Here is a 22,233-nt window from a genome sequence, read left to right as displayed (position 1 = left end):
CACCGATGACGACACAACGCATCCTGGTCGCCAGCCGCAACGCCAAGAAACTCGCCGAGCTGCGGCGGGTGCTCGACGCCGCGGGGATCGTCGGACTCGACGTGGTGGGTCTCGACGCCGTGCCGGAATACCCGGAGGAACCCGAGACCGGGGCGACCTTCGAGGAGAATGCGCTGATCAAGGCGCGCTCCGGTGCCGCCGCGACCGGACTGGTGTGCCTGGCCGACGATTCCGGGCTCGCCGTGGACGCGCTCAACGGCATGCCCGGCGTGCTGTCGGCGCGGTGGAGCGGTGGTCACGGTGACGATGCGGCCAACAACGAGTTGCTGCTCAACCAGATCTCGGATGTGCCCGACGAGCGTCGCGGTGCGGCGTTCGTCTCGGCGTGCGCGCTGGTCGGTCCGAACGGCGACGAGACCGTGGTGCGTGGGGAGTGGCGCGGCGTGATGCTGCGGGCACCGCGCGGCGACAACGGCTTCGGCTACGACCCGCTGTTCGTGCCGGACGACGCCGTGGCTTCCGGCCGGGCTTCGGCGGAGCTGTCGGCGTCGGAGAAGGATGCGCTCAGCCACCGCGGAAAGGCGCTGGCCCAGCTGGTTCCGGCGCTGCGGTCGCTCGCGGGACAGTGATCCCCACCCGCTGATCCACCCACTCGGGAACACCCTCGATACGAGAACACCGCCCTTCGGTCATGCCGGAGGGCGGTGTTCTCGGTTTCGGTCGGACGACCGGTGCGCTCAGAGGCTGCCGCCGGTCAGGCCGAACTGCTCCTTGACCTCCTTGGTCCGGATGTGTTCGACATAGAACGACAGGAACGGGATGGTTCCGGCGATCGCGGTGAGGATGATCTTGCCGACCGGCCAGCGCACCTTGATGGCGAGGTCGACGGTCAGGATCAGGTAGATGAAGTACACCCAGCCGTGTGCGATCGGCACGAAGTCCAGCGAGTTGATGTCGAAGCCGTACTTCAGGATCAGCTCGACGACGAGCAGCAGCAGCCACAGACCGGTGATCCACGCGAGGATGCGGTAGCGCAGCAGCGCCCCCTTCACCTTCTCGACGGGCACGGTGGCGGGCTGGGCGGTCTCGGTCACTGAGAATCCTCACTGGTCAGGGAATCGGGGCGGGTCGTTCCGACACGCGCCGTGCGATCGGGGTTCTGGTCGTCGGCCTCGGCATGATCGGCGGCGTCGAGGTCGGCGAGAAAGCGGTTGTACTCACGCAGCGAGACGTCGTCGGGGGAGGAAGCATCGGCCGCCGACGAGGCACTCGGGGTGGACGGCCGTTCCGGGAGCAGGCCGGCGGGGATCTCGGTGACGCCCTTGTCGGCCATCTTGGCGGCCTCGTCCGGATCGCTCTCGAGGACCACGAAGCGCCGATAGGCCCAGATCACGGCGAAACCGAATGCGGGCCACTGCAGCGCGTAGCCGAGATTCTGGGCGGTGCCGGCCGAGGATTCGTAGGTGTCCCACTGCCACCAGGCCAGTCCGAGGCAGGCGACGGCGGCGATCGCCACCAGCACCAGGAGCGCGGGTCGGTGCCGACGACGTGCAGACTGCGGGGACATACCCTCGACGGTACCCAATCGGGGTCATCCGGCCGCCGCCCGGGCCGGTGATCTGCGGTAACGGTCACATCGCCGGCGGCAGATCCGAGGGCATACCCGGTGGCGAGACCACGGCGGTCGGGCGGCAGGCCGGTGAAGGGCGGGTCGGTGGTGTCGACCGGTGCGCGGTAGGGTTGTGCACGCACGCGCGAGTGGCGGAATTGGCAGACGCGCTGGATTTAGGTTCCAGTGTCCGGAGGACGTGGGGGTTCAAGTCCCCCCTCGCGCACCATGAAACCTTTGCCGACCTCCGGTCGGTGTGTGCCCACTGGGTTCGAACGACATGATCGCGGGCGCACGGTGACATCCCTGCCGACCTCCGGTCGGTGTGCGCCCGCCGAGTTCGAGGGCATGACGGAGGGCGCACCGGAACGGATGGCGGTCACGGCCGACGCGCCGACCGAGCGAGTCGGCGCCTCAGTGTTTCCGGGCGTGCGCCTCAGTGTCCGGCGAACGCCTCCGCCAGCCACCAGGAACCGCCGTCGGTGGCGATCTTCGCGTCGATCACCAGCGGGCCGACGTCGGCACCGGTGGTGGTCCCGGCGACCCACTCGGAGACCGCGGACAGGTCCGACACCGACCGCACGGTGATGCCGGTGGCGCCGTAACCCCGTGCGATGGAGGCGATGTCGACCTCGGGGAAGGTCACCGTCGTCATGTCGGCGTCACCGAAGTGGTGCACCTCGGCGCCGTAGGCGGAGTCGTTGTAGACCACGACCACCAACGGAAGCCGCAGGCGAACCGCGGTCTCCAGTTCCGAGATGGCCATCAGGAAGCCGCCGTCGCCGGTTCCGAGCACCGGTATCCGGTCGGGGCGTGCGGTGGCCGCGCCGATCGCCGTGCCCAGGCCCAGCCCGATCGACTGGAAGGCCTGGGTGAAGCAGAAGCCGTTCTCGTCGGGCACGCCCAGATGCGTCGACGGGTACCCCATGAAGTTGCCCGAGTCGATGGACACGATGCGCTCGGCGGGCAGCAGATCGTCGAGCGCGATGGTCAGCGCCCGCGGATCGATCCGGTCGGCGGTGGAGATGTCGTCCACCGGCACGTCGCGCCAGCGCGACGACGCAGCGATCCGGGCGGCGACATCGGGGGTGCGGTAGCCGACGGTGGTCGGGGTCCGGTCGGCCTGGCGTGCCGCGAGGGCGTCGGCGGCGGTGAGCGCACAGTCACCGATCACGCCCAGCTCGACCGCACGATGCGCGCCTACCGCATCGACGTCCACATCCACTTGTGCGACAACGGTATCCGCGCCGATCAGCTTGCCGTGACGCATCGTCCACATGTTCAGGGCGCAGCCCCAGCCGACGATCAGGTCGGCGCCGGCGACGAGTTCGGCGGTGGTCGCCGACGAGAATCCGCCCGAGATGCCCAACGCGAACGGGTCCCCGGTGAACAGGCCGTTGGCCACCGCCGAGGTGGCCACGAGCGCGCCGGTCGCCTCGGCCAGCGCCGCGATCTGCGGCCCGGCCTCGCGCCCACCGCGACCGGCGACGAACACCGGCCGCCGCGCTTCGGCCAGCAACCGCAGCAACCGCGCCACCGAGTCCTGGTCGGGCCGGACCCGCGGACGCACGATATCGGCGGTCACCGGACCCGGCACCGAGGCGGGGGCGGCGGCCACGTCGATCGCGACGTTGACCACCACCGTCCGGCGTTGGGTGATCGCCGTGCGGACCGCACGGATCACATCGGCGACGACGGTCGATGCACCGTAGACGCGCTCGCTGACCGCCCCGACGCCGGTGACCAGGGCGTCCTGATCGATGCGGAAGTTGGAGCGCAGGTCGGCGGCCGGGGCGTCGGCGGTCAGGACCACCATCGGTGTCCGGCTCTTGGCGGCCTCACCGATCCCGGTCATGGCATTGGTCAGTCCACACCCCTGGTGCAGCGACACCACGCCGACCTTCCCCGACATCCGGGTGTACGCGTCGGCCATGGTGGCCGCACCACCCTCGTGCCGGGCGGCGGTGTAGCCCACACCACCGGCGCGCAAGGCGTTGGTCATCGTGAAGTTGCCGCTGCCCACCACGCCGAAGGCATGGCCGACGCCGAGATCGGCCAGCACCCGGCCGACGACGTCGCCGACGGTCGGCCCGTAGGTGAGCGGGGTGCCCGCAGAGCCTGGTTGTGCTCCCGAGGTGGATGTGGCGGATGCGGTGGGGGTGGTCATCAGAAGAACCTTGCGATCGGGTTGCGGGAGGCCGGGGCAGCGACGGGTGGAGCCGGCCACGTCATCGCTGCGAGAAGTCCGAGGCGAACTCAGGCGTCCGTCTCGACCAGCGCGAGCACGCGGGACGGGCTGCCGGTACCGCCGACGATCGGCAGCGGCGCGACCACCAGCATGGCACCGGTCGCCGGGAGCCGCCCGAGGTTGCGCAGCGAGGTGATGCCGTACTTGTCGTTGCCGAGGAAGTGGTAGTGGACCGGGAAGGCGGGTTCGAAACCGCCGGCCATCCCGGCGTCCACGCCGACGGTCTCCACGCCCAGGCCTGCGAGGGGGCGGCGGGTGGCCAGCCATTCGGCACACTCGACCGCGACTCCCGGTGTGTGCGAGCCGGTCTCGTCGGCGTTGAGGAACTCCTCCTGCGATCCGCCTCGCGACTCCCAGCCGGTGCGCAGCAGCAGCCACGCACCGTCGGCGAGGGTGCCGTGCTCGGCTTCCCATTCCTCGACGTCGGCCACGGTCAGCAGGTAGTCGGGGTCGGCGGCGACCTTGTCGGTGAGGTCGATCACCGCGGCCGGCCCGATCAGCCGGCGTGCGGGGATCTGCGAGACGTCGTGTCCGTCGCGCCCGCTGATCCAGTGGATCGGTGCGTCGAGGTGGGTGCCGATGTGCTCACCGGTGTGAATGTTGTTGTGCCGCCAGAACGGTCCCGGCTCGTTGTAGGCACTGACCTCTTCGAGGCTGAAGTCGATCAGGTTGACGAACGGGTCGGGCAGCACGAGGGCAGGCGTCGCACTGCTCAGGGGAGTGGTCAGGTCGATCACGGCCACCGAGCCGTCGGTGAGAGCGGCGAGAAACGATGCGACGGCACCGGACGAGGTGGTGAGCGGCTCGGTCATCAAGGGGGCCTTTCGTCGGGGTGGGGCGGGGCGGATGCAGCGGTCTCCGGCCTGGATCGAGTCTAGGTGCGGCTCCGGCGGTTCCGGTCACCCGATGGTCGTCGAGATCGCCATTGCCGAACGGGATTCCCCCTCATCGCGCGTGGCGATGAGGGGGGCGGGACGGGTGTGATGGCGATCATCGCCGTCCAGAATGCGCAGTTCATCGTCGAGGAAATGCGGTGAAAACACCACGATAGGTGGTCTCGGAATGGTCACGAATCGTAATCGTTAGCCCCGCTAATACACCAACGCACCGCAGCCGAAATGTCGGCTGCGGTGCGTTGGAATATCAGGTCACACCGTCGAGAATCAGGCCTCGGCCTCGTAGGCCTCGATGATCTCCTTGGGCAGACGCCCGCGCGGGGAGATCTCGTAGCCCGCCTCGGTCGCCCACTGGCGGATGGCGGCGGTGTCGCGACGCGCGCGGTCACCGGAATCCTGCGGGGTGGTGGAACGGACCCGGGGAGCCGTCGACTGCCGCCGACCGCCGATCCGGGTGGACACCTCGAGCAGCTTCGACACCGGAACCTTGCCGTTCTCGATCTTCTCGAGGTTGGCGCTGGAGACGTCGAGCTGATAGTCGACGCCGACCCACGACCACGAAATGGTGTGCGCATCGTCCAGATCGAGCTCTTTGCCGTCGAGGTCGTCGACGAACGAGATCACTTCAACTTTGGCCACGTGTTTGACGATAGCTTATGTGGCGCAAAGTTTCGTGAAACGGGTCTCGCTATCGTTTCTCCGGATGTGATTCTGTCCGAACCACGGTAACTCCGGATCGGCGGGAACGGCTCGGGAATGAGCCGTCGACCTCGATTAATTCACCCCCGGAATGCGGATCGGAAGTCCGGGAACCAGCGGGGCAGGCGTCGAGGAACTCGTCGACGGCGTGCTGCTGGCCCCGGCGCGTCGGGTCGGCGAGGCCGGGTTGTTCGATCCCTGACGGGTCGAGCCGGGCCGGGCCGCGGTGGGCGTCGTGGTGCTCGCCGACGGCAGCGTCGCCCGATCACGATTGTTCTGGGCGCCACGACCGTTGCCGTTGGTGTCGTCCTCGACGAAGCACATCGACCGGACCACGTTGTGGTAGTTGACCAGTCCGTAGGTGAGCGGGATGTTCGCGAGAGTGGTGAGCGCCCGGATCGGGGAGAGGTAGCCCACCTCCTGGCCGTTGGTGAGGACCTGCCCCTCGAGGAGGCCTCCGATGGTGGTGAACAGATGCAGCGACAGGTAGTACGTGAAGTACGCGGCAGTCAGCGACTTGGTGACGGTCAGATCCGACAACGGGACCATCTCGAACATGTCGTCGCCCTGGCCGAGGTTGTGGCTCAGGCCCAGGATGATGTCGATAGGTGCACCACCGATGACTGGGATGATGCCACCGAAGGTGGAGATGAGCGACTCGGCCTGGGTGAAGTCGGACGGATCGGCCGGGATCAGGTTGTGCGGCACCTGGGCGCCGCGCAGACTCGCCAGGATCTTCTTGGTCTCGGCGGCGATCGCCTTCTTCTCCTGCGGGGTCTGCGCCAGGTTCTGTGCGTAATCCCCGGTACGGGTGACGATCCGGCTCAGCGGCACGTTGCCGACGGCCGAGCAGTCGTCGTTGTCGGCGAGGGCGAGCTGGTTGGCGGTCTCGCGGACGATGGCCGGGATGTTCACGGGGTAGGTGACGGTGTCACTGGGCCGGCCCGCCTCGGCGCGCTGTTCCTCGGTGACCCGCGCGATGCACTGGCTGACGATCGCATTCGAGATCGACTGGTACAGAGACTGCCCGGCCATCGTGGAGCCCTGCACCATCAGCTGCAGGATCAGGTTGTAGGTCACCGAGTTCAGGGCGTCGGTGCCCTCGAACGGGCGGCCGAGATAGGGGGTGAGGCCCACGCCGATCTTCGCCGGGGTGAAGATGGTCGCGAAGAAGTAGAGCCAGACCGTCTCGACCGCCTGGGCCAGGGTGATGTTGCCCAGCGGGATCGCCTCGGCCTCTTTGCCGTCGCGGATCTTGAGCAACTGCACGACCATCCACTGAGAGATGGCGCCGCGGTAGGTCAACGACGGATCGTCGCGGTCGGCGCCCAGTGCCATGGGATGGTCGGAGATCGCGAGCGTCGAGACGTTCAGCCGGTCCATGTCCCGGTGCGCGGCCGCCCGCGCGGCGTAGGCGTTCTGGTGCAGCTGTTTGGGCAGCGACGGCAGCACCGACTCGAACAGCGAGTCGTAGACGACGCGAAGGGTGGTGAACTCACCGCTGACGCAGACGGTCGGTTGGCCCTCGTTCTCTTCGAGGGTCGGCAGCATGGAGCGCGGGCTCTGCGCGATCCGGTCGATCCGCTCCTGATAGGTCTCGGCAGGCTTGCGGGTCTGGGGCTTGGGCTTGGTCTTCTCGGCGACCGGAATGGGTGCGGGGACGAGGGCGGGGTTCAGGACCGCCGCGGAACCGTTGGCGCTCATCACACTGGCCGAGAACGCCGTGAGCGTGGCGACCGCCGTGGCCCGGACGAACCAGATCTTGCCCTTCGACTGCCTCGGACCCATCGACGACCCCACACTCTTCACACGTACTCCTTGACCCCGGACGGACGGCGACGGGACGTGGGTGATCAGACGCCGCCGGTGCGATCCGCCCGAGGCCACGTTTCGTCAGCCGAAAACCTGAGGGAAACTTAGCATACCCTTTGAAGAGTACGGGGATCATGACAGGGCTCACGCATCCGGTGCGTAACGGAGTGGCGTAACCGCAGGTCGGGGCGGGTCTGTCCGTCCGGCGCGACGGTCAACCACGGTTGACCGATCATCGGGCTCCCGTGCAGCATGAGCGCATGCAGACATCGGTGGGAGGCCGCGGCGGCGGCCCAGACGATCCCGTGGACGAACTCGCACAGGTCGCCGCACGACGCCGGCAGCTGGCGCGCGACGAGGAGGTGGCCGTGCGCCGAGCTCGCATCGCCGGATTGTCCTGGGCCGAGATCGGCGTGGTACTCGGCGTCACCAAACAGGCGATGCACAAGAAGTATCGGCAGGTCGGCTGATGAGCGACATGCCGCTGCGGGACGAGGCGGTCGTCGCTGCACTCGGTGCCGATCTCCGCGGTGCGGACTACACCTCCGACGGGGTCGCAGCGCTACTCGGTGACCAGGCGAACGATGCTCTGGGGCAAGGGATCTGGTGGCCTGCACTGCGGGCCACCCGAGCTGTCGACCGGCCCGCGCTGGGTACCCTGGTCCGCCTGTTCCTCCTCGGTTCGGACGAGACGGATACGGCCGTTGCCGCCGCATTCCCGACGGCGGGGGTGCCCGCGCTGCTGGATCAGGGCGTGTTGGCGCGGACCGCCGACGGCGCGCTGCGGGCGAACCTCGACATCCGGCCGCACGCCGACGACGTGCGCGACCACCTGGTGGTCTCCGACCAGGACGCCGCGATGCGCAGCGGTGCCGTCGCCCACGACCACGTCCTGGGCATCGGTGGCGCATCGGTGTCGCTGGCCCGTGCGGTGATCCGTGACAAGGTCGGTGCCGCACTCGATCTCGGCACCGGATGTGGGATTCAGGCGTTGCACATGAACGCGCACTGCGAGTCGATCGTCGCCACCGACACCAACCCCCGCGCCCTCGCCCTGGCGGCCGCCACCGCCCGGCTCAACGGGATGTCGTGGGATCTGCGCGAGGGCAGCCTGTTCGATCCGGTCGCCGGCGAACGGTTCGACCTGATCGTGTCCAACCCGCCGTTCGTCGTCGGGTCGGGCGGCCAGGACTACATCTACCGCGACTCCGGGATGGTCGGCGACACGATCTGTGCCGACCTGATCCGGCAACTGCCCGACCATCTCACCGATGGTGGTACCGCACAGCTACTGGCCAACTGGATCGTCCGGGAGGGGGAGGACTGGCGCGACCGGGTGGGCGGCTGGCTGGCCGGTACCGACCTCGATGCCTGGGTCGTCCAGCGGGAGCTCGCCGATCCGGTCGGCTACATCTCGCTGTGGCTCTCCGACGCCGGCGAGGAACCCGAGGAGATCGCCGCCCGCGGAGCCGCGTGGCTGGACTGGTTCACCCAGGAGAACATCGTCGGCATCGGGATGGGATCGCTGACCCTGCGCCGGCGCCGCACCGGCACCCCCGACCGTGTCCTCGAGGAGATCACCGGAGCCGGCGAGGAGGTCACCGGCTACGAGGCCCGGGCCTTCCTCGACCGCCGCGCCTATCTCCGCGACACCACCGACGAGCACCTGCTCGCCGCCCGGTTCAAGACCGCGCCGGTGTTCCTGGAATCGCAGTCGCTGCCCGGCGACGACGGGTGGCAGGAGGTCGGCGCCTCGGTACGCCGGCCCGGGGGCCCCGGTGCGGTGCTCGGCGTCGACGAGGTCTCGCGCGCCCTGCTGGCCGGATGCCGTGGAACCGTGTCGCTCGGTGTGCTGATCGACCTGCTCGCCGACTTCCACGGCGTCGACGCCGACGCCCTCGCCCAGGCCGCATTGCCGGTGGTGCGCGAGGCGATCGGTCGCGGAATCCTGTTCGAGGTCAGGTGAACTCGCGTCGTCGACGCTGACAGGCATGTGCGCGCCGGAAGTCGCGGCGGCGGAGGTCTGCCGGGGGAGGACGGTCGCCGGTCAGGCGAATGTGGCGTCGAGCGCCTGACGCAGATCCGCGGCGAGGTCGTCGGCATCCTCCAGCCCCACCGAGAACCGCAGATGCCCGTAGGTGCGGAACGGCTCGGGGTAGGCGGCCACCCGCGGGCCGTCGGTGCCGACGTGCACGATCAGCGTCTCGTCGTGGCCCAGCGACACCGCCGAGGTGATCACCTTCAGATGCGACACGAAGCGGTTCTGTGTCCCGGGATCCCCGTCGACGGCGAAGGCCATCATCCCGCCGAATCCGCGGCCACCGAACTGCCGGCGGGCGAGGTGGTGCTGCGGATGATCGGGGAGGCCCGGATAGGTCACGTAGGCGATGCGCTCGTCGTCGGCGAGCATGTGCGCCAGCGTCTCCGCGGTCGCCTGGTGCTGGGCCAGACGCAGCGGCAAGGTGATCGACCCGCGTGCGATCAGCCAGGCGTTGAACGGTGAGATCACCCCGCCGACGTCGACCATCGCCTGCCGCTTGATCTGCCCGATCAGCTCCCCGGCGCCGATCACCGCACCGCCCATCGCGTCACCGTGGCCGTTGATGTACTTGGTCAGCGAGTGCACCACCAGGTCGGCGCCGTCGGCCAGCGGCCGGTACAGCGGCGGCGGGGTGAACGTGGAATCCACCATCAGCAGCAGACCGGCGTCGTGGGCGATCACGGCCAGCGCGGCGATGTCGGCGACCTTGGTCGTCGGATTGGCGATCGCCTCGGTCACCACCATCTTCGTCGTCGGGCGGATCGCCGCACGCACCGAGTCGGGGTCGGTGACGTCGACGAAGGTCGCCTCGATCCCGTACTTCGTCGGCATCAGGTCCGACCACAGTTTCCAGGTGGCCTCGTAGGTGACATCGGAGACCACGACGTGGTCGCCGGTGGACAGGAACGTGAAGAACACCGCATGCAGGGCGGCCACGCCGGACGCCAGGACGACGGCGTCCTCGCCGCCCTCCAGCACCGCGAGCTTGTCCTGCAGCGCGACCTGATTGGCGCCGGTGTTGCGGGTGTAGAACAGCTGCTCGGTACCCGACCAGTCGGCGGTCTCCGGCTCCGGCGGCAGGTGATACGAGTTCGCCATGGTGATCGGTGTGCGCACCGACGGACCGCTCGAGTCGTTGCCGGCATGCACGCTGACCGTCATGTCCCCGGCCGAACGCAGGATCTCGGACAGGTCGGCGTCACTCATCGGGGCACTCCTACGGGAAGGTCGTCGGCAGACGGGGATTCAGCGGGACGGGACTCGAGGCAAGGGTGCCCGCGATGCTCGCCGGCGGGATCGGCGGCCGGGTCCGCCGCCGCGATCGTGACGGTGGCCGCGATGTCGGCGGTGCTTCGGGGATCAGGGGCGCTCGGGGAATCGGGGGTACTCGGGGAATCGCGGGTGGCAGCGGTATCGGCGGGGGAGTGACGTCTGCCCGGCAACGCCGCGTCGACGACGATCACCGGCAGGCGATGCAGCTTGTCGATCTCGCAGGCCCGCCGGAACTCCGCCCACGCCCAGCAGCACGCGAACACCGTCACCGCGACCGCCGACATCGTCAGCGGGCTCCACGGTCGATGGGCGACGTGGATCGGCACGACGATCAACGCGATGGCCTGGATGACGTAGGAGTCGAGACTGCGGGTCCCCGTCATCACCAGCGGTCGCAGCCAGTCGTGATGGCAGAACCTGAGCACCAGCCGGAAGACGCCGTACACCACCGGCACCAGCACCCACGCCCCGAGCGCGCGGGCCGGACCGAACTCGAGCTTGTCGGCCAGCGTCACCAGATGCGGTGTCAGCGGGCCGTCCTCGATCAGCAGATGGAACGAGAGCGCCACCCCCAGGGCCAGCGCCACCAGCAGCGGCAGCAGCGGCAGCAGCCGATCGATCCGCGCGGCCACATCCCAGCGGCGCCAGTTCCAGCCGATCACCACGGCCGGGACGAACATGATCTGCCACCCCGCCCAGTTCTGGATGCGCGGACCGGCCATGTCGGCGGTCAGGTAGAACCAGTCCGGTGCCGCGGTCTGCGACACGACGTACAGGGCGAGGGAGGCCACCAGGATCAGCCACCACCCGCCCCGCATCAGCACCGGGAACAGCACGAATGCCGACGCCATGAACACCATGTACATCAGCAGGATGTTCCCGCCGCTGGGCAGGTAGGTCAGGGTCAGCGACCGGAGCAGCCCGTCACCCCAGCCGTCGACGGGCAGCAGCAGGGTCAGCCACCGGTGCCCGGCGAGGGCGGCGGCCACCGCGACCACCGCGAGCAACACCTGGCACAGGTAGAGCACGACGAGCCGTCTGGTCAGCCGACGGTAGGCGAAACGCAGACCGTGGCGGTCGATCCAGCGGTGATACACCAGGCCGAGCACGAATCCGGACAGCAGGACGAACGCGCTCATCCCGTCCACATACGGGAAGGCGTGTGTCGGTGAGGCGATGGCCGCGCCGGTGGCGAAGTGGGCGGTGATCATGCTCCAGATCGCCAGGCCGCGCGTGGCGTCGATCGCGAGGTCCCGGTTCATCGACACCGAGCCTAGGACCTCGCCCCTGCATCGGGCACACCGACTCACTGCCGAGTCCCAATCGTCACATAAGAAACACCCGTCACAGGCCGTGGTCGGTGACGGGTGCTTCTCGAGGCGGTCGGGTGGGTACCGAGGTACCGGTCCGATCAGGTGTAGAGGTCGGCGATGGCCTGCTTGTAGGCGTCGTTGACGACGTTGCGCTTGAGCTTCAGCGTCGGGGTCAGCTCACCGGACTCGATGGTGAAGTCGGTGGCCAGGACCGTGAACTTCTTGATCGCCTCGGCCTTGGACACCTTGCCGTTGGCCTCGTCCACCGCGTCGCTGATCTCGCTCCGCAGGGCGGCGTTGTCGACGAGGTCGGCGATCGGGGTGGTGGCGGGCAGGTCGTGACGCTCCAGCCAGCCGGGGACGGCTTCCGGGTCGATGGTGATCAGCGCGCCGATGAACGGCTTGTTGTCGCCGACCACCATGCACTGGCTGATCATCGGATGCGCGCGGATCGCATCCTCCAGCGGCGCCGGGGACACGTTCTTGCCGCCGGCGGTGACGATGATCTCCTTCTTGCGGCCGGTGATGAACAGGAAGCCGTCGTCGAGGCGACCGATGTCGCCGGTGTGGAACCAGCCGTCGCGGATCGCATCGGCCGAGGCCTCCGGGTTGTGCCAGTAACCGTTGAAGACCACCGGCCCCTTGAGCAGCACCTCGCCGTCCTCGGCGATCGCCGCCGACACCCCGGGCACCGGGCGGCCCACCGAGCCGACCTTCTGGCAGCCCTCGTAGTTCGCGGTCACCGCGGCGGTGGTCTCCGACAGCCCGTAGCCCTCGTAGACCGGGATGCCGACACCGCGGAAGAAGTGACCCAGGCGGGCGCCGAGCGGGGCGCCGCCGGAGATCGCACCCTCGCAGTTGCCGCCGAGCGCCGCGCGCAGCTTCTTGTAGACCAGCGCGTCGAACAGCATGTGCTTGAGCTTCAGTCCCAGTCCCGGGCCGCCGTTCTCGAGCGCGGTGCTGTAGGCGATCGCGGTCTCGGTGGCCTTGTCGAAGATCGAACCCTTGCCGCCGTCGTAGGCCTTCTGCTTGGCCGAGTTGAACACCTTCTCGAACACGCGCGGCACCGACAGCACGTAGTTCGGCTGGAACACGGCGAGGTCGTTGATCAGGTTCGGGATGTCGTTGGTGTGTCCGAGGATCACGCCGTTCTCGACACAGCCGACCGCCACGACGCGCGCGAAGACATGCGCCAGCGGCAGGAACAGCAGCGTCGACTTGCCCTCCTCGAGGCCTGCGCCCACCGCGTCGCGGGTGGCGGCACATTCGGCGAGGAAGTTCGCGTGGGTCAGGACCACGCCCTTCGGGCGTCCGGTGGTGCCCGAGGTGTAGATCAGGGTGGCGGCGTCGGTGGCCAGCTGGTCGGCGTGGCGGGCGTCGAGCTGGTCGTCGCCGAGATCGGCACCCCGCTTGGTCAGCTCGTTGATCGCGCCCTCGCCCGGGCCGCCCTCGATCACCAGGGTCTCGCGCAGCGCCGGCGCCGCGTCGAGCACCTCGCGGTGGTGGGCGTGGTGGGTGTCGTTCTCCACGAACAGCAGCGTGGCCCCGGAGTTCTCCACGATGTAGCCGACCTGGTCGGGGGCCGAGGTCTCGTAGATCGCGACCGTGACCGCGCCGGCCCGCCAGATCGCGTAGTCCAGCACGGTCCACTCGTAGCGCGTGGAGGAGAGCAGGCCGACGCGGTCACCGGCCTGGACGCCGGCGGCGATCAGGCCCTTGGCCACGGCGTCGACCTCATCGGCGAAATGCTTGGCGGTGACGGTGACCCATACGCCGTTGGAGCGTTTCTTGAACAGCGGCATGGTCGGCCGCTCGGCCCGGTATCGCAGGATCGCGTCGACCGTCGTGGCCTTGTCGTCGATGTTCAGGTCGGACGGGGTGGTGTATTGCTGCAATGTCGCTCCTGATCCGAAAAGCGGGCAAATCGGGCGGACGCCGCCGTGCTGCGACGCCCCGGGTTTTTGCTGCGACCGAGAGTAGCAGTAATCAAGTGGTTTTGATCACACCATGGGGAAGGCGTGATTCCGGAGGCGATCGGCGGGGGTGCGGGTTGTGCCACATCGAGGGCTCGCCGTGACCGGCCGGAGCTCGGATGCGGCTTTCACGCGGTCCGAGCATTACAGTTGTCCTCGATGAATGGGAGACACAACGCATGACCGGACCCACAGACGCGGGTGATCCGTCGGCGATCACCTTCGACGATCTCGACATCGCACCCAAGGTGCGCAGTGCGATCACCGAAGTCGGATACGAGAAGCCGTCACCGATCCAGGCGGCCACGATTCCGCCCCTGATGGCCGGCCGTGACGTCGTCGGTCTCGCCCAGACAGGCACCGGCAAGACCGCTGCCTTCGCGATCCCGATCCTGTCTCGGATCGACCCCTCGGTGCGACGCCCGCAGGCCCTGGTGCTCGCACCCACCCGCGAGCTCGCCCTACAGGTGTCGGAGGCCTTCGAGAAGTACTCCGCACACATGCCCGACGTGCGGATCCTGCCGATCTACGGTGGCCAGAGCTACGGCGTGCAGCTCGCCGGACTGCGCCGCGGTGCGCAGGTCATCGTCGGAACGCCCGGCCGTGTGATCGATCACCTCGACAAGGGCACCCTCGACATCTCGCAGCTGGAGTACCTCGTGCTCGACGAGGCCGACGAGATGCTCACCATGGGCTTCGCCGAGGACGTCGAACGCATCCTCTCCGACACCCCGGAGAGCAAGCAGGTCGCCCTGTTCTCGGCCACCATGCCGTCGGCGATCCGCCGGCTCGCGCAGCGCTATCTGCACGACGCCGAGGAGATCACGGTCAAGGCCAAGACCGCGACCGCGCAGAACATCTCCCAGCGCTACCTGCAGGTGTCCCACCAGCGCAAACTCGACGCGCTGACCCGGTTCCTCGAGGTCGAGACGTTCGACGCGATGATCGTGTTCGTCCGCACCAAGCAGGCCACCGAGGAGCTCGCCGAACGGCTGCGCGCCCGCGGTTTCTCCGCGGTCGCGATCAACGGCGACATGGCGCAGGCCCAGCGTGAGCGGACGATCAACCAGCTCAAGGACGGCACCATCGACATCCTGGTCGCCACCGACGTCGCCGCACGCGGCCTCGACGTCGACCGGATCTCACACGTGGTCAACTACGACATCCCGCACGACACCGAGTCCTACGTCCACCGGATCGGCCGTACCGGCCGTGCCGGACGGTCGGGCAATGCGCTGCTGTTCGTGTCCCCGCGTGAGCGTCACCTGCTGCGTGCGATCGAGCGGGCCACCCGCCAGCCGCTCGCCGAGATCGGGCTGCCGTCGGCCGAGGACGTCAACGCCCAGCGCGTGGCACGGTTCGCCGACTCGATCACCGAGAACCTCGCCTCCGAGCATCTCGACACCTTCCGCAAGCTGGTCGAGGACTACGCCCAGGACAAGGACGTGGCGATGGCCGACATCGCCGCCGCCCTGGCCCTGGAGACCCGCGACGGCGGCTTCCTGATGGCACCGGATCCGCCCGAGGGGCACCGTGCCGAACGCCGCGACCGCGATCGTGATCGTGATCGTGACCGCGGGCCGCGCAAGTCCGGCGGCAGCTTCGCCACGTACCGGATCGCCGTCGGCCGCAAACACAAGGTGTCGCCGGGTGCCATCGTCGGTGCGATCGCCAACGAGGGCGGCCTGACCCGCGGTGATTTCGGCAACATCAGCATCCGCGACGACTTCTCGCTGGTGGAACTGCCGGAGAATCTCGACCGCAACACCCTCGACCTGCTACGCGACACCAAGATCGGCAAGAACCCGATCGACCTGCGTCGCGACATGGGGGCGCCGCGCACTCGCGGTGGTGCCAAGCGATCCGGTGGTCGCGACGGTGGCCATCAGCGTGGTGGCGGCGACTGGGGCAAGCGGGGGACCCGCCGGGTCGCCGGTCGCGGACGCGGCTGACACCTACCCCGCAGGCCCGGTCCTCCGCCGGCCTGCTGATCGATCGGTTCCACTCGACGGCCGACGTGCTCCGCGCACGTCGGCCGTCGTGTTTCTCGGGGCGGGGGCGAACATCGGCCGATACCGGGCGTTGTCGCTGGTGACACCGGTTTGTCTCACTCTGAGAATCACTGTTGGGCGTTTCGAGATTCTTCCGTAACCTTTGTGGAGGGTGTCAACGACATACCCAACGGGACCCGCCGACAGTCGGTCCCGACCTGCGAACGATCGACCAGCAACTTCAGGAGCGTCACCAGTGTCAGTGGTGGATCCCATCTCGGCAACCGAAGCCCTCGCCCACACCAGCGCCGTCGTCGTCGACGCCCGACCGCAGGTGGTCCGCCACCAGGGCAGCTTGCCCGGTGCGGTCGTCGTCGACCCCGCCGACATCTCCGCACGATTCGCGCCGACCCCCTCGGGTACCTTCCCGGTGATCGACGACCTCGACACCGAGATCAACGTGGTGTCCGTGTCGTCGGAGGCGCCGCGGATCGCCGAACAGATCGCCGAACTGGGTTACACCAACGTGCATTACGTGGACGGCGGTTTCCGCGCCCTCCGCAGCCGTACCCGCTGACCGCCCGACCGAGGCGTATTCGGCCCTCGCCATCCCGACTTGGTAGCGTGAGACATCAAGCTCGACCATAGGTCGAGCCCATCACCGCTGGTCGGACACAGGAGGGCGGCCCCATGGACGAGGGGGAGATTCGCGACGAGCGTCGCGATCAGGTCTTCCGTCTCCTCGGCTATCTCCGTGACCTGGTGCGATTACGGTCGGTCACCGTCCGCGACCTCGACGAGCACCCCGCGTACGTCCCGGTGGGGTCGGGCACCCGGATACCCATCCGGACCGGCGCGGTCGGCGGGCAGGTGCTGATCACCGCAGACGCCGACGCCGACGGTCACGCAGAGTTGTCGGCGCTGATCGACGAACTGCACGCCCGTCCCGAATCCCGACAACTCGTGCTCGCCGCCGGGCTGGTCACGGTGGCCGGCGCCGGCTCCGAGGCCGCTCCGCTCGTCCGCGATCATCTGCTCACCCAGGAGGTCGTCGGCGAGCGCGACGACGAGACCGGTGCCATCCGGATCACACTCGGCACCGGGTCGGTCCCGGTGCTGCAGGACTCCCACCTCCTCGCCGCGATCGACGGCATCGACCTCGAACCGGTGGTCCGGTTGCGTGCCAAGATCGACGCCCTGCCCAACGCCGCACACGCCAAGGCAGCCGAACTGGTCGACGAGTGGGCCGAGCGAGTCGAGGTCGACACCGCTGTGGTCGATCTGACCACCTCGCCATCCACCGCGCTCGTCGTCCGCGAACGAACCGCCTCGGCCGTACTCGACTTCTACGACGCGATGCTCGCGGCGCTCCGCGACTCCGACGACGTGCCGATCGGACTCGCCCAGCTGATCGCCCCGGTCGAATCCGACGACCGCATCACCGCGCTGGCCGACGCCGGCGCGATGCCCGCCGACGAACTCGTCGCCGACGCCCTGTATCCGCTGCCCGCCAATGTCGAACAGCGCGACGTCTTCGCGCGGCTCGGCGTCGACAGCGGTGTGGTGGTGGAGGGCCCGCCCGGCACCGGCAAGACCCAGACCATCGCCAACATCGTCGCCGCACTGCTCGCCAAGGGCCAGCGCGTCCTGGTCACCAGCGAGAAGGCGCACGCCCTCGACGTCGTCCGCGACATGCTGCCGCCGGAGCTCCAGGCGCTCACCGTGTCCACCGCCGATGTGTCCCGCGACCGGTTCTCCGCCCTGGTCTCCGGGGTGGAGGCGATCGCCGAGCGCAAGGCGACGTACACCGAGAGCGTGGCCACCGCCGAGATCGCCGACCTCGCCGACCGCCGGGAACAGGCGGTCCAGCGGCGCGAGCGTGCCCTGCGCGGCCTGTGGGAGCTGCGTCGCGACGAGACCGAGGTCCACGACTGGGTGGCCGGTGACTACCGGGGTACCGCAGCCGAGATCGTCCGCCAGACCACCGCCGACGCCGGTGAGTACGACTGGCTCCCCGGGCCGATCGACGGCGCGGTGCCGCCGCTGGACACCGCCGAGTTCGTTCGGCTGCTGGATCTGCTGCGGCGCACCGAGGGCCAGCCCGACCGGCTGGCACAGCGATTCGTCGACCTCGACGCGCTGCTGCCCGACGCGGCCACCACCGATCAGATCTGCGCGCGCATCGCGCGTCGCCCGGCCGAACCGGTGAGTCCCGGCGGGTCGCTGCTGTCGATCCTCGCCGGTGTCGACAGCGCCCGGCTGGTGCGGCTCAAGGAGATCTGCGATCACCTGGCGATCGCCGCGGGGGAGGTCCAGACGTATCCGCCGACGATGGTGGACATGGCAGACCGGTTGCTCGCCGGTCAGGCCGCACACCTGTGGTCGCGGGTCGCCACGCTCTCACCGGTGATCGCCGACGCCGCCGGCCGTGACCGGGAACTCGGTGCGCACGCGGTGAGCGTGGACGGCGCCCAGCCCGGCGACGGCGCGATCTTCGCCGCCGCGGCCGGCTACCTTCGGTCCGGCGGGAAGTGGCGCGGCCGTCTTCGCCGGTCCGAACAGCAACGCGCGGTGGAGGAGTCGGCCGTCACCGCCACCGTGGACGGGCGGACGCCCACCGATGCCGCGGGCCTGCAGCTGGTCGCCGATCACCTGGCGGTGGTCGACGCCATCCATCAGGTCCATCGCGTCCTCGCCGATCTGCACGTACCGATCGACACCTCGGGATCGCGATCGTCGCAGCTGAACCGGCTGGTGCAGCTCGACGGCCAGCTGGGATGGATCTCCACCCTGCTCACCGAACGCGACGCGCTCGTCCGCGAGCTCGAGGCGATCAGTCCGGCCGGTCCACGGCCCCGCAGCGTCGACGAGGTGGCCGCCGTCGCCCACGAGGCCGGTGCCGTCGCGGCTGCCAACGACGGCCTGCTCGCCGAGGCCGAGCTCGCCGACCACATCCACGCACTGGCCGCCGAATTCGAGAAGGGTCCCTCACCCGAGGGTGACGACCTGCTCGCGGCGCTGTCGGAGGGCGACGCCGTCGCGATCCGTGCCGCCCGTCGTGCGGCCGTCACCGCGCATGCCCAATGGCACGACCAGACCACACTCGACCTGCTCCGACTCCGGTTGCACGCCAAGGCTCCAGCGCTGATGGCCTTGCTCGCCGACACCGCCGGCGATCCCGCATGGGACACCCGGATGCGATCGGTGAGCGGTGCGTGGGCATGGCGCCGCGCACGCGCCTGGATCGCCGAACGCAGCGACCCGCGCGGCGAGGTGGTGCTCCAGGCGGCACTCGACGAGGCCGAGGCCGACATCGCGCAGCTCACCACCCAGCTCGCCGCGGCGCGGGCCTGGCGGGCCTGCCTGTCGCGGGTGACCGTCGGCCAGGTGCAGGCCCTGCAGGCCTACCGCGACCACATGATCAGCCTGGGCAAGGGCTCGGGCAAACATGCGCCCCGATTCCGCGCCGCGGCCCGCGAGGCGATGGCGCAGGCGCAGGACGCCGTCGCGGCGTGGGTGATGCCGCTGTCGCAGGTCGTGGAAACCGTTCCGGCCCACCAGAACAGCTTCGACGTGGTGATCGTCGACGAGGCCAGTCAGGCCGACGTCACCGGCATCCTCCTGCTGTGGCTGGCGCCCCGGGTGATCGTCGTCGGCGACGACAAGCAGTGTGCACCCAACGGATTGACCGCCACCACCCTCGACGAGGCATTCGCCACCCTCGACTCGCATCTGCCGGACCTGCCGCACTACCTGCGTGACGGCCTGACGCCGCGATCGAGTCTGTTCTCGTTGCTGCGCAGTCGATTCGGGCACCTCATCCGGCTGCGTGAGCACTTCCGGTCGATGCCGGAGATCATCGGTTTCTCCTCCGCTCAGTTCTACGGTGACGCCCCGCTGATCCCGGTGCGCCAGTACGGTGCCGATCGACTCGACCCGCTCCGGACGGTGGCGGTGGACGGTACCGCGACCGGATCGGGAGCATCGATCGCCAACGAGGCCGAGGCCGAGGCCATCGTGGATGCGCTGTGCGCCTGTCTCGCCGACCCCGCGTACGACGGCCGGGATTTCGGTGTCGTGGTGTTGCAGGGCAACAAACAGGTGGACGTGATCGAGCGGATCCTGGCCGAGCGGATCGACGAGACCACGCGCCGTGCACGGCGGATCCGGGTGGGTAGCCCGCCGGACTTCCAGGGCGACGAGCGTCGTGTGATGTTCCTGTCCATGGTGGTGTCCGATCCCAGCGCCATCGCCGCGTTGACCCGCGCCGAATCCCAGCGCCGGTTCAACGTCGCCGCGTCACGGGCGATGGACCAGATGTGGCTGTTCCACTCGATCGGGCTCGACGATCTCGGTGCCGGTGACCTGCGGAGGTCACTGCTCGGCTACATGGTGGCCAATGCGGGCCCGGCGCTGCCGCCGATGCCGACCGATGTGCCGACCGACGTTCGCGTGGAACCGTTCTCGAGTCTGTTCGAGCAGCAGGTGTTCGATCATCTGGCCGCCCGCGGCTATCACGTGACCCCCAAGATGGTGGTCAACAACCGCACCATCGACCTGGTGGTGACCGGCGCCGACGGCCGTGTGGCGGTCGAGTGTGAGGGCGACGAGTTCACCTCGACGGGCGCCCAGGCGCGCTCGGACATGGAACGCGAGCGCGAGCTACGACGCTGCGGGTGGGAGTTCTGGCGGATTCGCGAGTCGGAGTTCGAGCTCGACCCCGAGGCCGCGCTGGAAGGTCTGTGGATCGCCCTGCAGGCTCGTGGCGTCGAACCGACGTCGGTCGTCGTCCCCGATGCTGCTGAGCAGATCCCCTGGGCGCCTGTCGACCTGGGGCCGGGGGAGTAGCCGGCAGCCGGGCTCGGCACGTGGCCACCGCCGGAGGTGGTCGCCGACATCGTCGTGTCACCGGGTTTCGACACGGGTCCTCGCCCTTCGGGCTCGGTCCCGGCTCAACCATCAAAATATGTTGTGGCGGTTGGCAGTTGGCGGTTGATGGTTGAGCCGGTGAGGAGCGGAGCGACGAGGCGTGTCGAAACCTCTGTCGGCCGAGTGTCGGAGGTGACCACCTCGGAGTCGAGCCGGCTGGTCACCCCCGACGACGGATCGCGTCGACGAGTGCGGGTAGGGCGGTGGCCGCGCCGGCTCGGATGCTGTGGGTCGCGACCTCGGTCAGGGCCGACGGCTCGGGATTGATCTCGATCACGGGGACCCCGGACGCCGCGGCTCGTTCGGGCAGTGATGCGGCCGGGTAGACGATGCCGCTGGTACCGACCACGAGGACGACGTCGGCGCCACGGAAGGCGTTCTCCGCCCGCTCCCAGGCGTCGGCGGGCAGATGCTCGCCGAACCACACGATCCCGGGCCGGACGGCCCCGCCGCAGACCGCACACGTCGGCGGGGTGAGCCGCGGGTCGTGTTTCGAACCCTCGGGCTCGACCGCCGAATCGGCGTCCGGCCCGTCGTAGGGGGTGTCGCACACCGAGCAGCGGGGTGCGAACAGGCTGCCGTGTAGATGACTGAGTACCGGAGTTCCGGCACGTTCGTGCAGGTCGTCGACGTTCTGAGTCACCACCATCAGCGCACGCTCGTCGTCGCCGGCGCCCACCGACGACAGCTCGGCCAGGGCCAGATGCCCGGCGTTGGGGCGGGCATCCCGGACCAGATGCGCACGCCAGTGGTACCAACCCCAGACCAGCGCCGGATCGGCGTCCCATGCCTCGGGGGAGGCGATCGTTGCCGGATCGAAGTTCTCCCACAGTCCGGTCTGTGCGTCCCGGAAGGTGGGGACGCCGCTGTCGGCAGACATTCCTGCACCGCTGAAGACCGTGATCCAGCCGGCGTCGGCGACTGTCGCGACCACCTCGTCGGGGATGGTCGGGGTGCCGGTGGTCATGAATGGTCCTCTGCGGTCAGGGCATCCCGCAGGATGCGTGCGGTGGTGTCCGGGTCGGGATCACGCCGGACCACCAGGCCGCGGACGAATCGGACCCGATCGCCGTCGGTGCGCGGCACGACGTGCAGGTGCGTGTGGAAGACCGTCTGGAATGCGGCGCGGCCGTCGTTGATCGCCAGGTTGATCCCGTCGGCCGACAACTCCGACGAGCGCATCGCGGCGGCGACCTTCTGGCCCGCCCAGAGCACACGGGCTCCGGCGTCGGGGTCGAGATCGGCAAGCCCGGCGGAATGTCGCCGGGGGACGATCAGGGTGTGTCCCCGCACGATGGGCCGGATGTCGAGGAAGCCGACGACGTGATCGTCGGAGTAGACGATCCGGGCCGGCGACGTCCCCGACACGATGTCGCAGAAGACACAGTCGGTCATGTTCGATGACCTTACGTGGGAGTAGCCCACGGTGTGCGCGGTGGCCCGCCACCAG

At 69.0% G+C, this 22,233-nt stretch carries 18 protein-coding genes and 1 tRNA gene; 7 read left to right on the top strand and 12 right to left on the bottom strand.

Annotation, left to right across the window (positions count from 1 at the left end; genetic code table 11):
• Positions 1-5 precede the first annotated feature (5 nt).
• Positions 6-629: an RdgB/HAM1 family non-canonical purine NTP pyrophosphatase gene (gene rdgB / locus GD1_RS01670; protein ID WP_020793031.1), complete on the top strand. Its 624-nt coding sequence runs from the start codon at positions 6-8 to the stop codon at positions 627-629.
• 108 nt (positions 630-737) lie between these two features.
• On the opposite strand, the gene GD1_RS01665 is transcribed toward rdgB, so the two are convergent.
• Positions 738-1,094, bottom strand: a complete 357-nt coding sequence (locus tag GD1_RS01665; RefSeq protein WP_059035229.1) for a DUF3817 domain-containing protein — start codon at positions 1,092-1,094, stop codon at positions 738-740.
• Positions 1,091-1,567: a hypothetical protein gene (locus GD1_RS01660; RefSeq protein ID WP_059035227.1), complete on the bottom strand. Its 477-nt coding sequence runs from the start codon at positions 1,565-1,567 to the stop codon at positions 1,091-1,093. The genes GD1_RS01665 and GD1_RS01660 overlap by 4 nt, the downstream gene beginning before the upstream one ends.
• A 185-nt stretch (positions 1,568-1,752) precedes the next feature.
• Here GD1_RS01660 and GD1_RS01655 point away from each other — a divergent pair.
• Positions 1,753-1,838: transfer RNA gene (locus GD1_RS01655), tRNA-Leu, on the top strand.
• A gap of 207 nt (positions 1,839-2,045) precedes the next feature.
• Here GD1_RS01655 and GD1_RS01650 read toward each other — a convergent pair.
• The 5 genes from GD1_RS01650 to GD1_RS01635 form a co-directional block, all read right to left on the bottom strand.
• Positions 2,046-3,776, bottom strand: coding sequence for a thiamine pyrophosphate-binding protein (locus tag GD1_RS01650; RefSeq protein ID WP_059035225.1), 1,731 nt, complete (start codon positions 3,774-3,776; stop codon positions 2,046-2,048).
• Between the two features lie 89 nt (positions 3,777-3,865).
• The gene (locus GD1_RS01645; protein WP_059035223.1) at positions 3,866-4,669 is read right to left on the bottom strand and encodes a cyclase family protein; all 804 of its coding nucleotides are present in this window, start codon (positions 4,667-4,669) and stop codon (positions 3,866-3,868) included.
• Between the two features lie 87 nt (positions 4,670-4,756).
• The gene (locus GD1_RS24585) at positions 4,757-4,927 is read right to left on the bottom strand and encodes a hypothetical protein (RefSeq protein ID WP_157079343.1); all 171 of its coding nucleotides are present in this window, start codon (positions 4,925-4,927) and stop codon (positions 4,757-4,759) included.
• Positions 4,928-5,020: 93 nt separating this feature from the next.
• Positions 5,021-5,392 carry a histone-like nucleoid-structuring protein Lsr2 gene (locus GD1_RS01640; protein WP_174518990.1) on the bottom strand — a complete coding sequence of 124 codons (372 nt, stop codon included), beginning with the start codon at positions 5,390-5,392 and terminating at the stop codon, positions 5,021-5,023.
• A 135-nt stretch (positions 5,393-5,527) separates the two neighbouring features.
• Positions 5,528-7,261: a hypothetical protein gene (locus GD1_RS01635; protein ID WP_244882447.1), complete on the bottom strand. Its 1,734-nt coding sequence runs from the start codon at positions 7,259-7,261 to the stop codon at positions 5,528-5,530.
• A 263-nt stretch (positions 7,262-7,524) separates the two neighbouring features.
• On the opposite strand from GD1_RS01635, the gene GD1_RS01630 reads away from it, so the two are divergent.
• On the top strand, positions 7,525-7,734 hold the full coding sequence (locus tag GD1_RS01630) for a hypothetical protein (RefSeq protein WP_059035221.1): 210 nt from the start codon (positions 7,525-7,527) through the stop codon (positions 7,732-7,734).
• Positions 7,734-9,230 (top strand): DUF7782 domain-containing protein, encoded by a 1,497-nt coding sequence (locus GD1_RS01625; RefSeq protein ID WP_059035219.1) that lies wholly within the window; start codon positions 7,734-7,736, stop codon positions 9,228-9,230. The genes GD1_RS01630 and GD1_RS01625 overlap by 1 nt, the downstream gene beginning before the upstream one ends.
• Before the next feature lie 81 nt (positions 9,231-9,311).
• Here the strand turns inward: GD1_RS01625 and GD1_RS01620 are convergent, their stop codons facing one another.
• The 3 genes from GD1_RS01620 to GD1_RS01610 form a co-directional block, all read right to left on the bottom strand.
• On the bottom strand, positions 9,312-10,511 hold the full coding sequence (locus tag GD1_RS01620) for a trans-sulfuration enzyme family protein (RefSeq protein WP_059035217.1): 1,200 nt from the start codon (positions 10,509-10,511) through the stop codon (positions 9,312-9,314).
• Positions 10,508-11,839 (bottom strand): OpgC domain-containing protein, encoded by a 1,332-nt coding sequence (gene opgC / locus GD1_RS01615; protein WP_083533785.1) that lies wholly within the window; start codon positions 11,837-11,839, stop codon positions 10,508-10,510. The genes GD1_RS01620 and opgC overlap by 4 nt, the downstream gene beginning before the upstream one ends.
• A 149-nt stretch (positions 11,840-11,988) precedes the next feature.
• Entirely contained in the window at positions 11,989-13,785 is a 1,797-nt protein-coding gene (locus GD1_RS01610) for an AMP-dependent synthetase/ligase (RefSeq protein WP_059035215.1), read from the bottom strand.
• A 257-nt stretch (positions 13,786-14,042) separates the two neighbouring features.
• Here GD1_RS01610 and GD1_RS01605 point away from each other — a divergent pair, with 257 nt between their 5' ends.
• The 3 genes from GD1_RS01605 to GD1_RS01595 all read left to right on the top strand — a co-directional run bounded on the left by GD1_RS01605 (position 14,043) and on the right by GD1_RS01595 (position 20,702).
• Positions 14,043-15,815, top strand: a complete 1,773-nt coding sequence (locus GD1_RS01605) for a DEAD/DEAH box helicase (protein ID WP_059035213.1) — start codon at positions 14,043-14,045, stop codon at positions 15,813-15,815.
• A gap of 295 nt (positions 15,816-16,110) precedes the next feature.
• On the top strand, positions 16,111-16,431 hold the full coding sequence (locus GD1_RS01600) for a rhodanese-like domain-containing protein (protein ID WP_059035211.1): 321 nt from the start codon (positions 16,111-16,113) through the stop codon (positions 16,429-16,431).
• 113 nt (positions 16,432-16,544) lie between these two features.
• Positions 16,545-20,702, top strand: a complete 4,158-nt coding sequence (locus GD1_RS01595; RefSeq protein ID WP_059035209.1) for a PDDEXK-like endonuclease domain-containing protein — start codon at positions 16,545-16,547, stop codon at positions 20,700-20,702.
• Between the two features lie 241 nt (positions 20,703-20,943).
• Here GD1_RS01595 and GD1_RS01590 read toward each other — a convergent pair whose 3' ends face one another.
• The gene (locus GD1_RS01590; protein WP_020791972.1) at positions 20,944-21,750 is read right to left on the bottom strand and encodes an SIR2 family NAD-dependent protein deacylase; all 807 of its coding nucleotides are present in this window, start codon (positions 21,748-21,750) and stop codon (positions 20,944-20,946) included.
• Positions 21,747-22,178, bottom strand: coding sequence for an HIT family protein (locus GD1_RS01585; protein ID WP_053776118.1), 432 nt, complete (start codon positions 22,176-22,178; stop codon positions 21,747-21,749). Before GD1_RS01585 ends, GD1_RS01590 begins: the two co-directional genes overlap by 4 nt.
• Positions 22,179-22,233 lie beyond the last annotated feature (55 nt).

The organism is Gordonia desulfuricans NBRC 100010 (assembly GCF_001485495.1).
GTDB classification, from domain to species: domain Bacteria; phylum Actinomycetota; class Actinomycetes; order Mycobacteriales; family Mycobacteriaceae; genus Gordonia; species Gordonia desulfuricans.
This window is presented reverse-complemented; position numbering and strand designations above follow the sequence as displayed.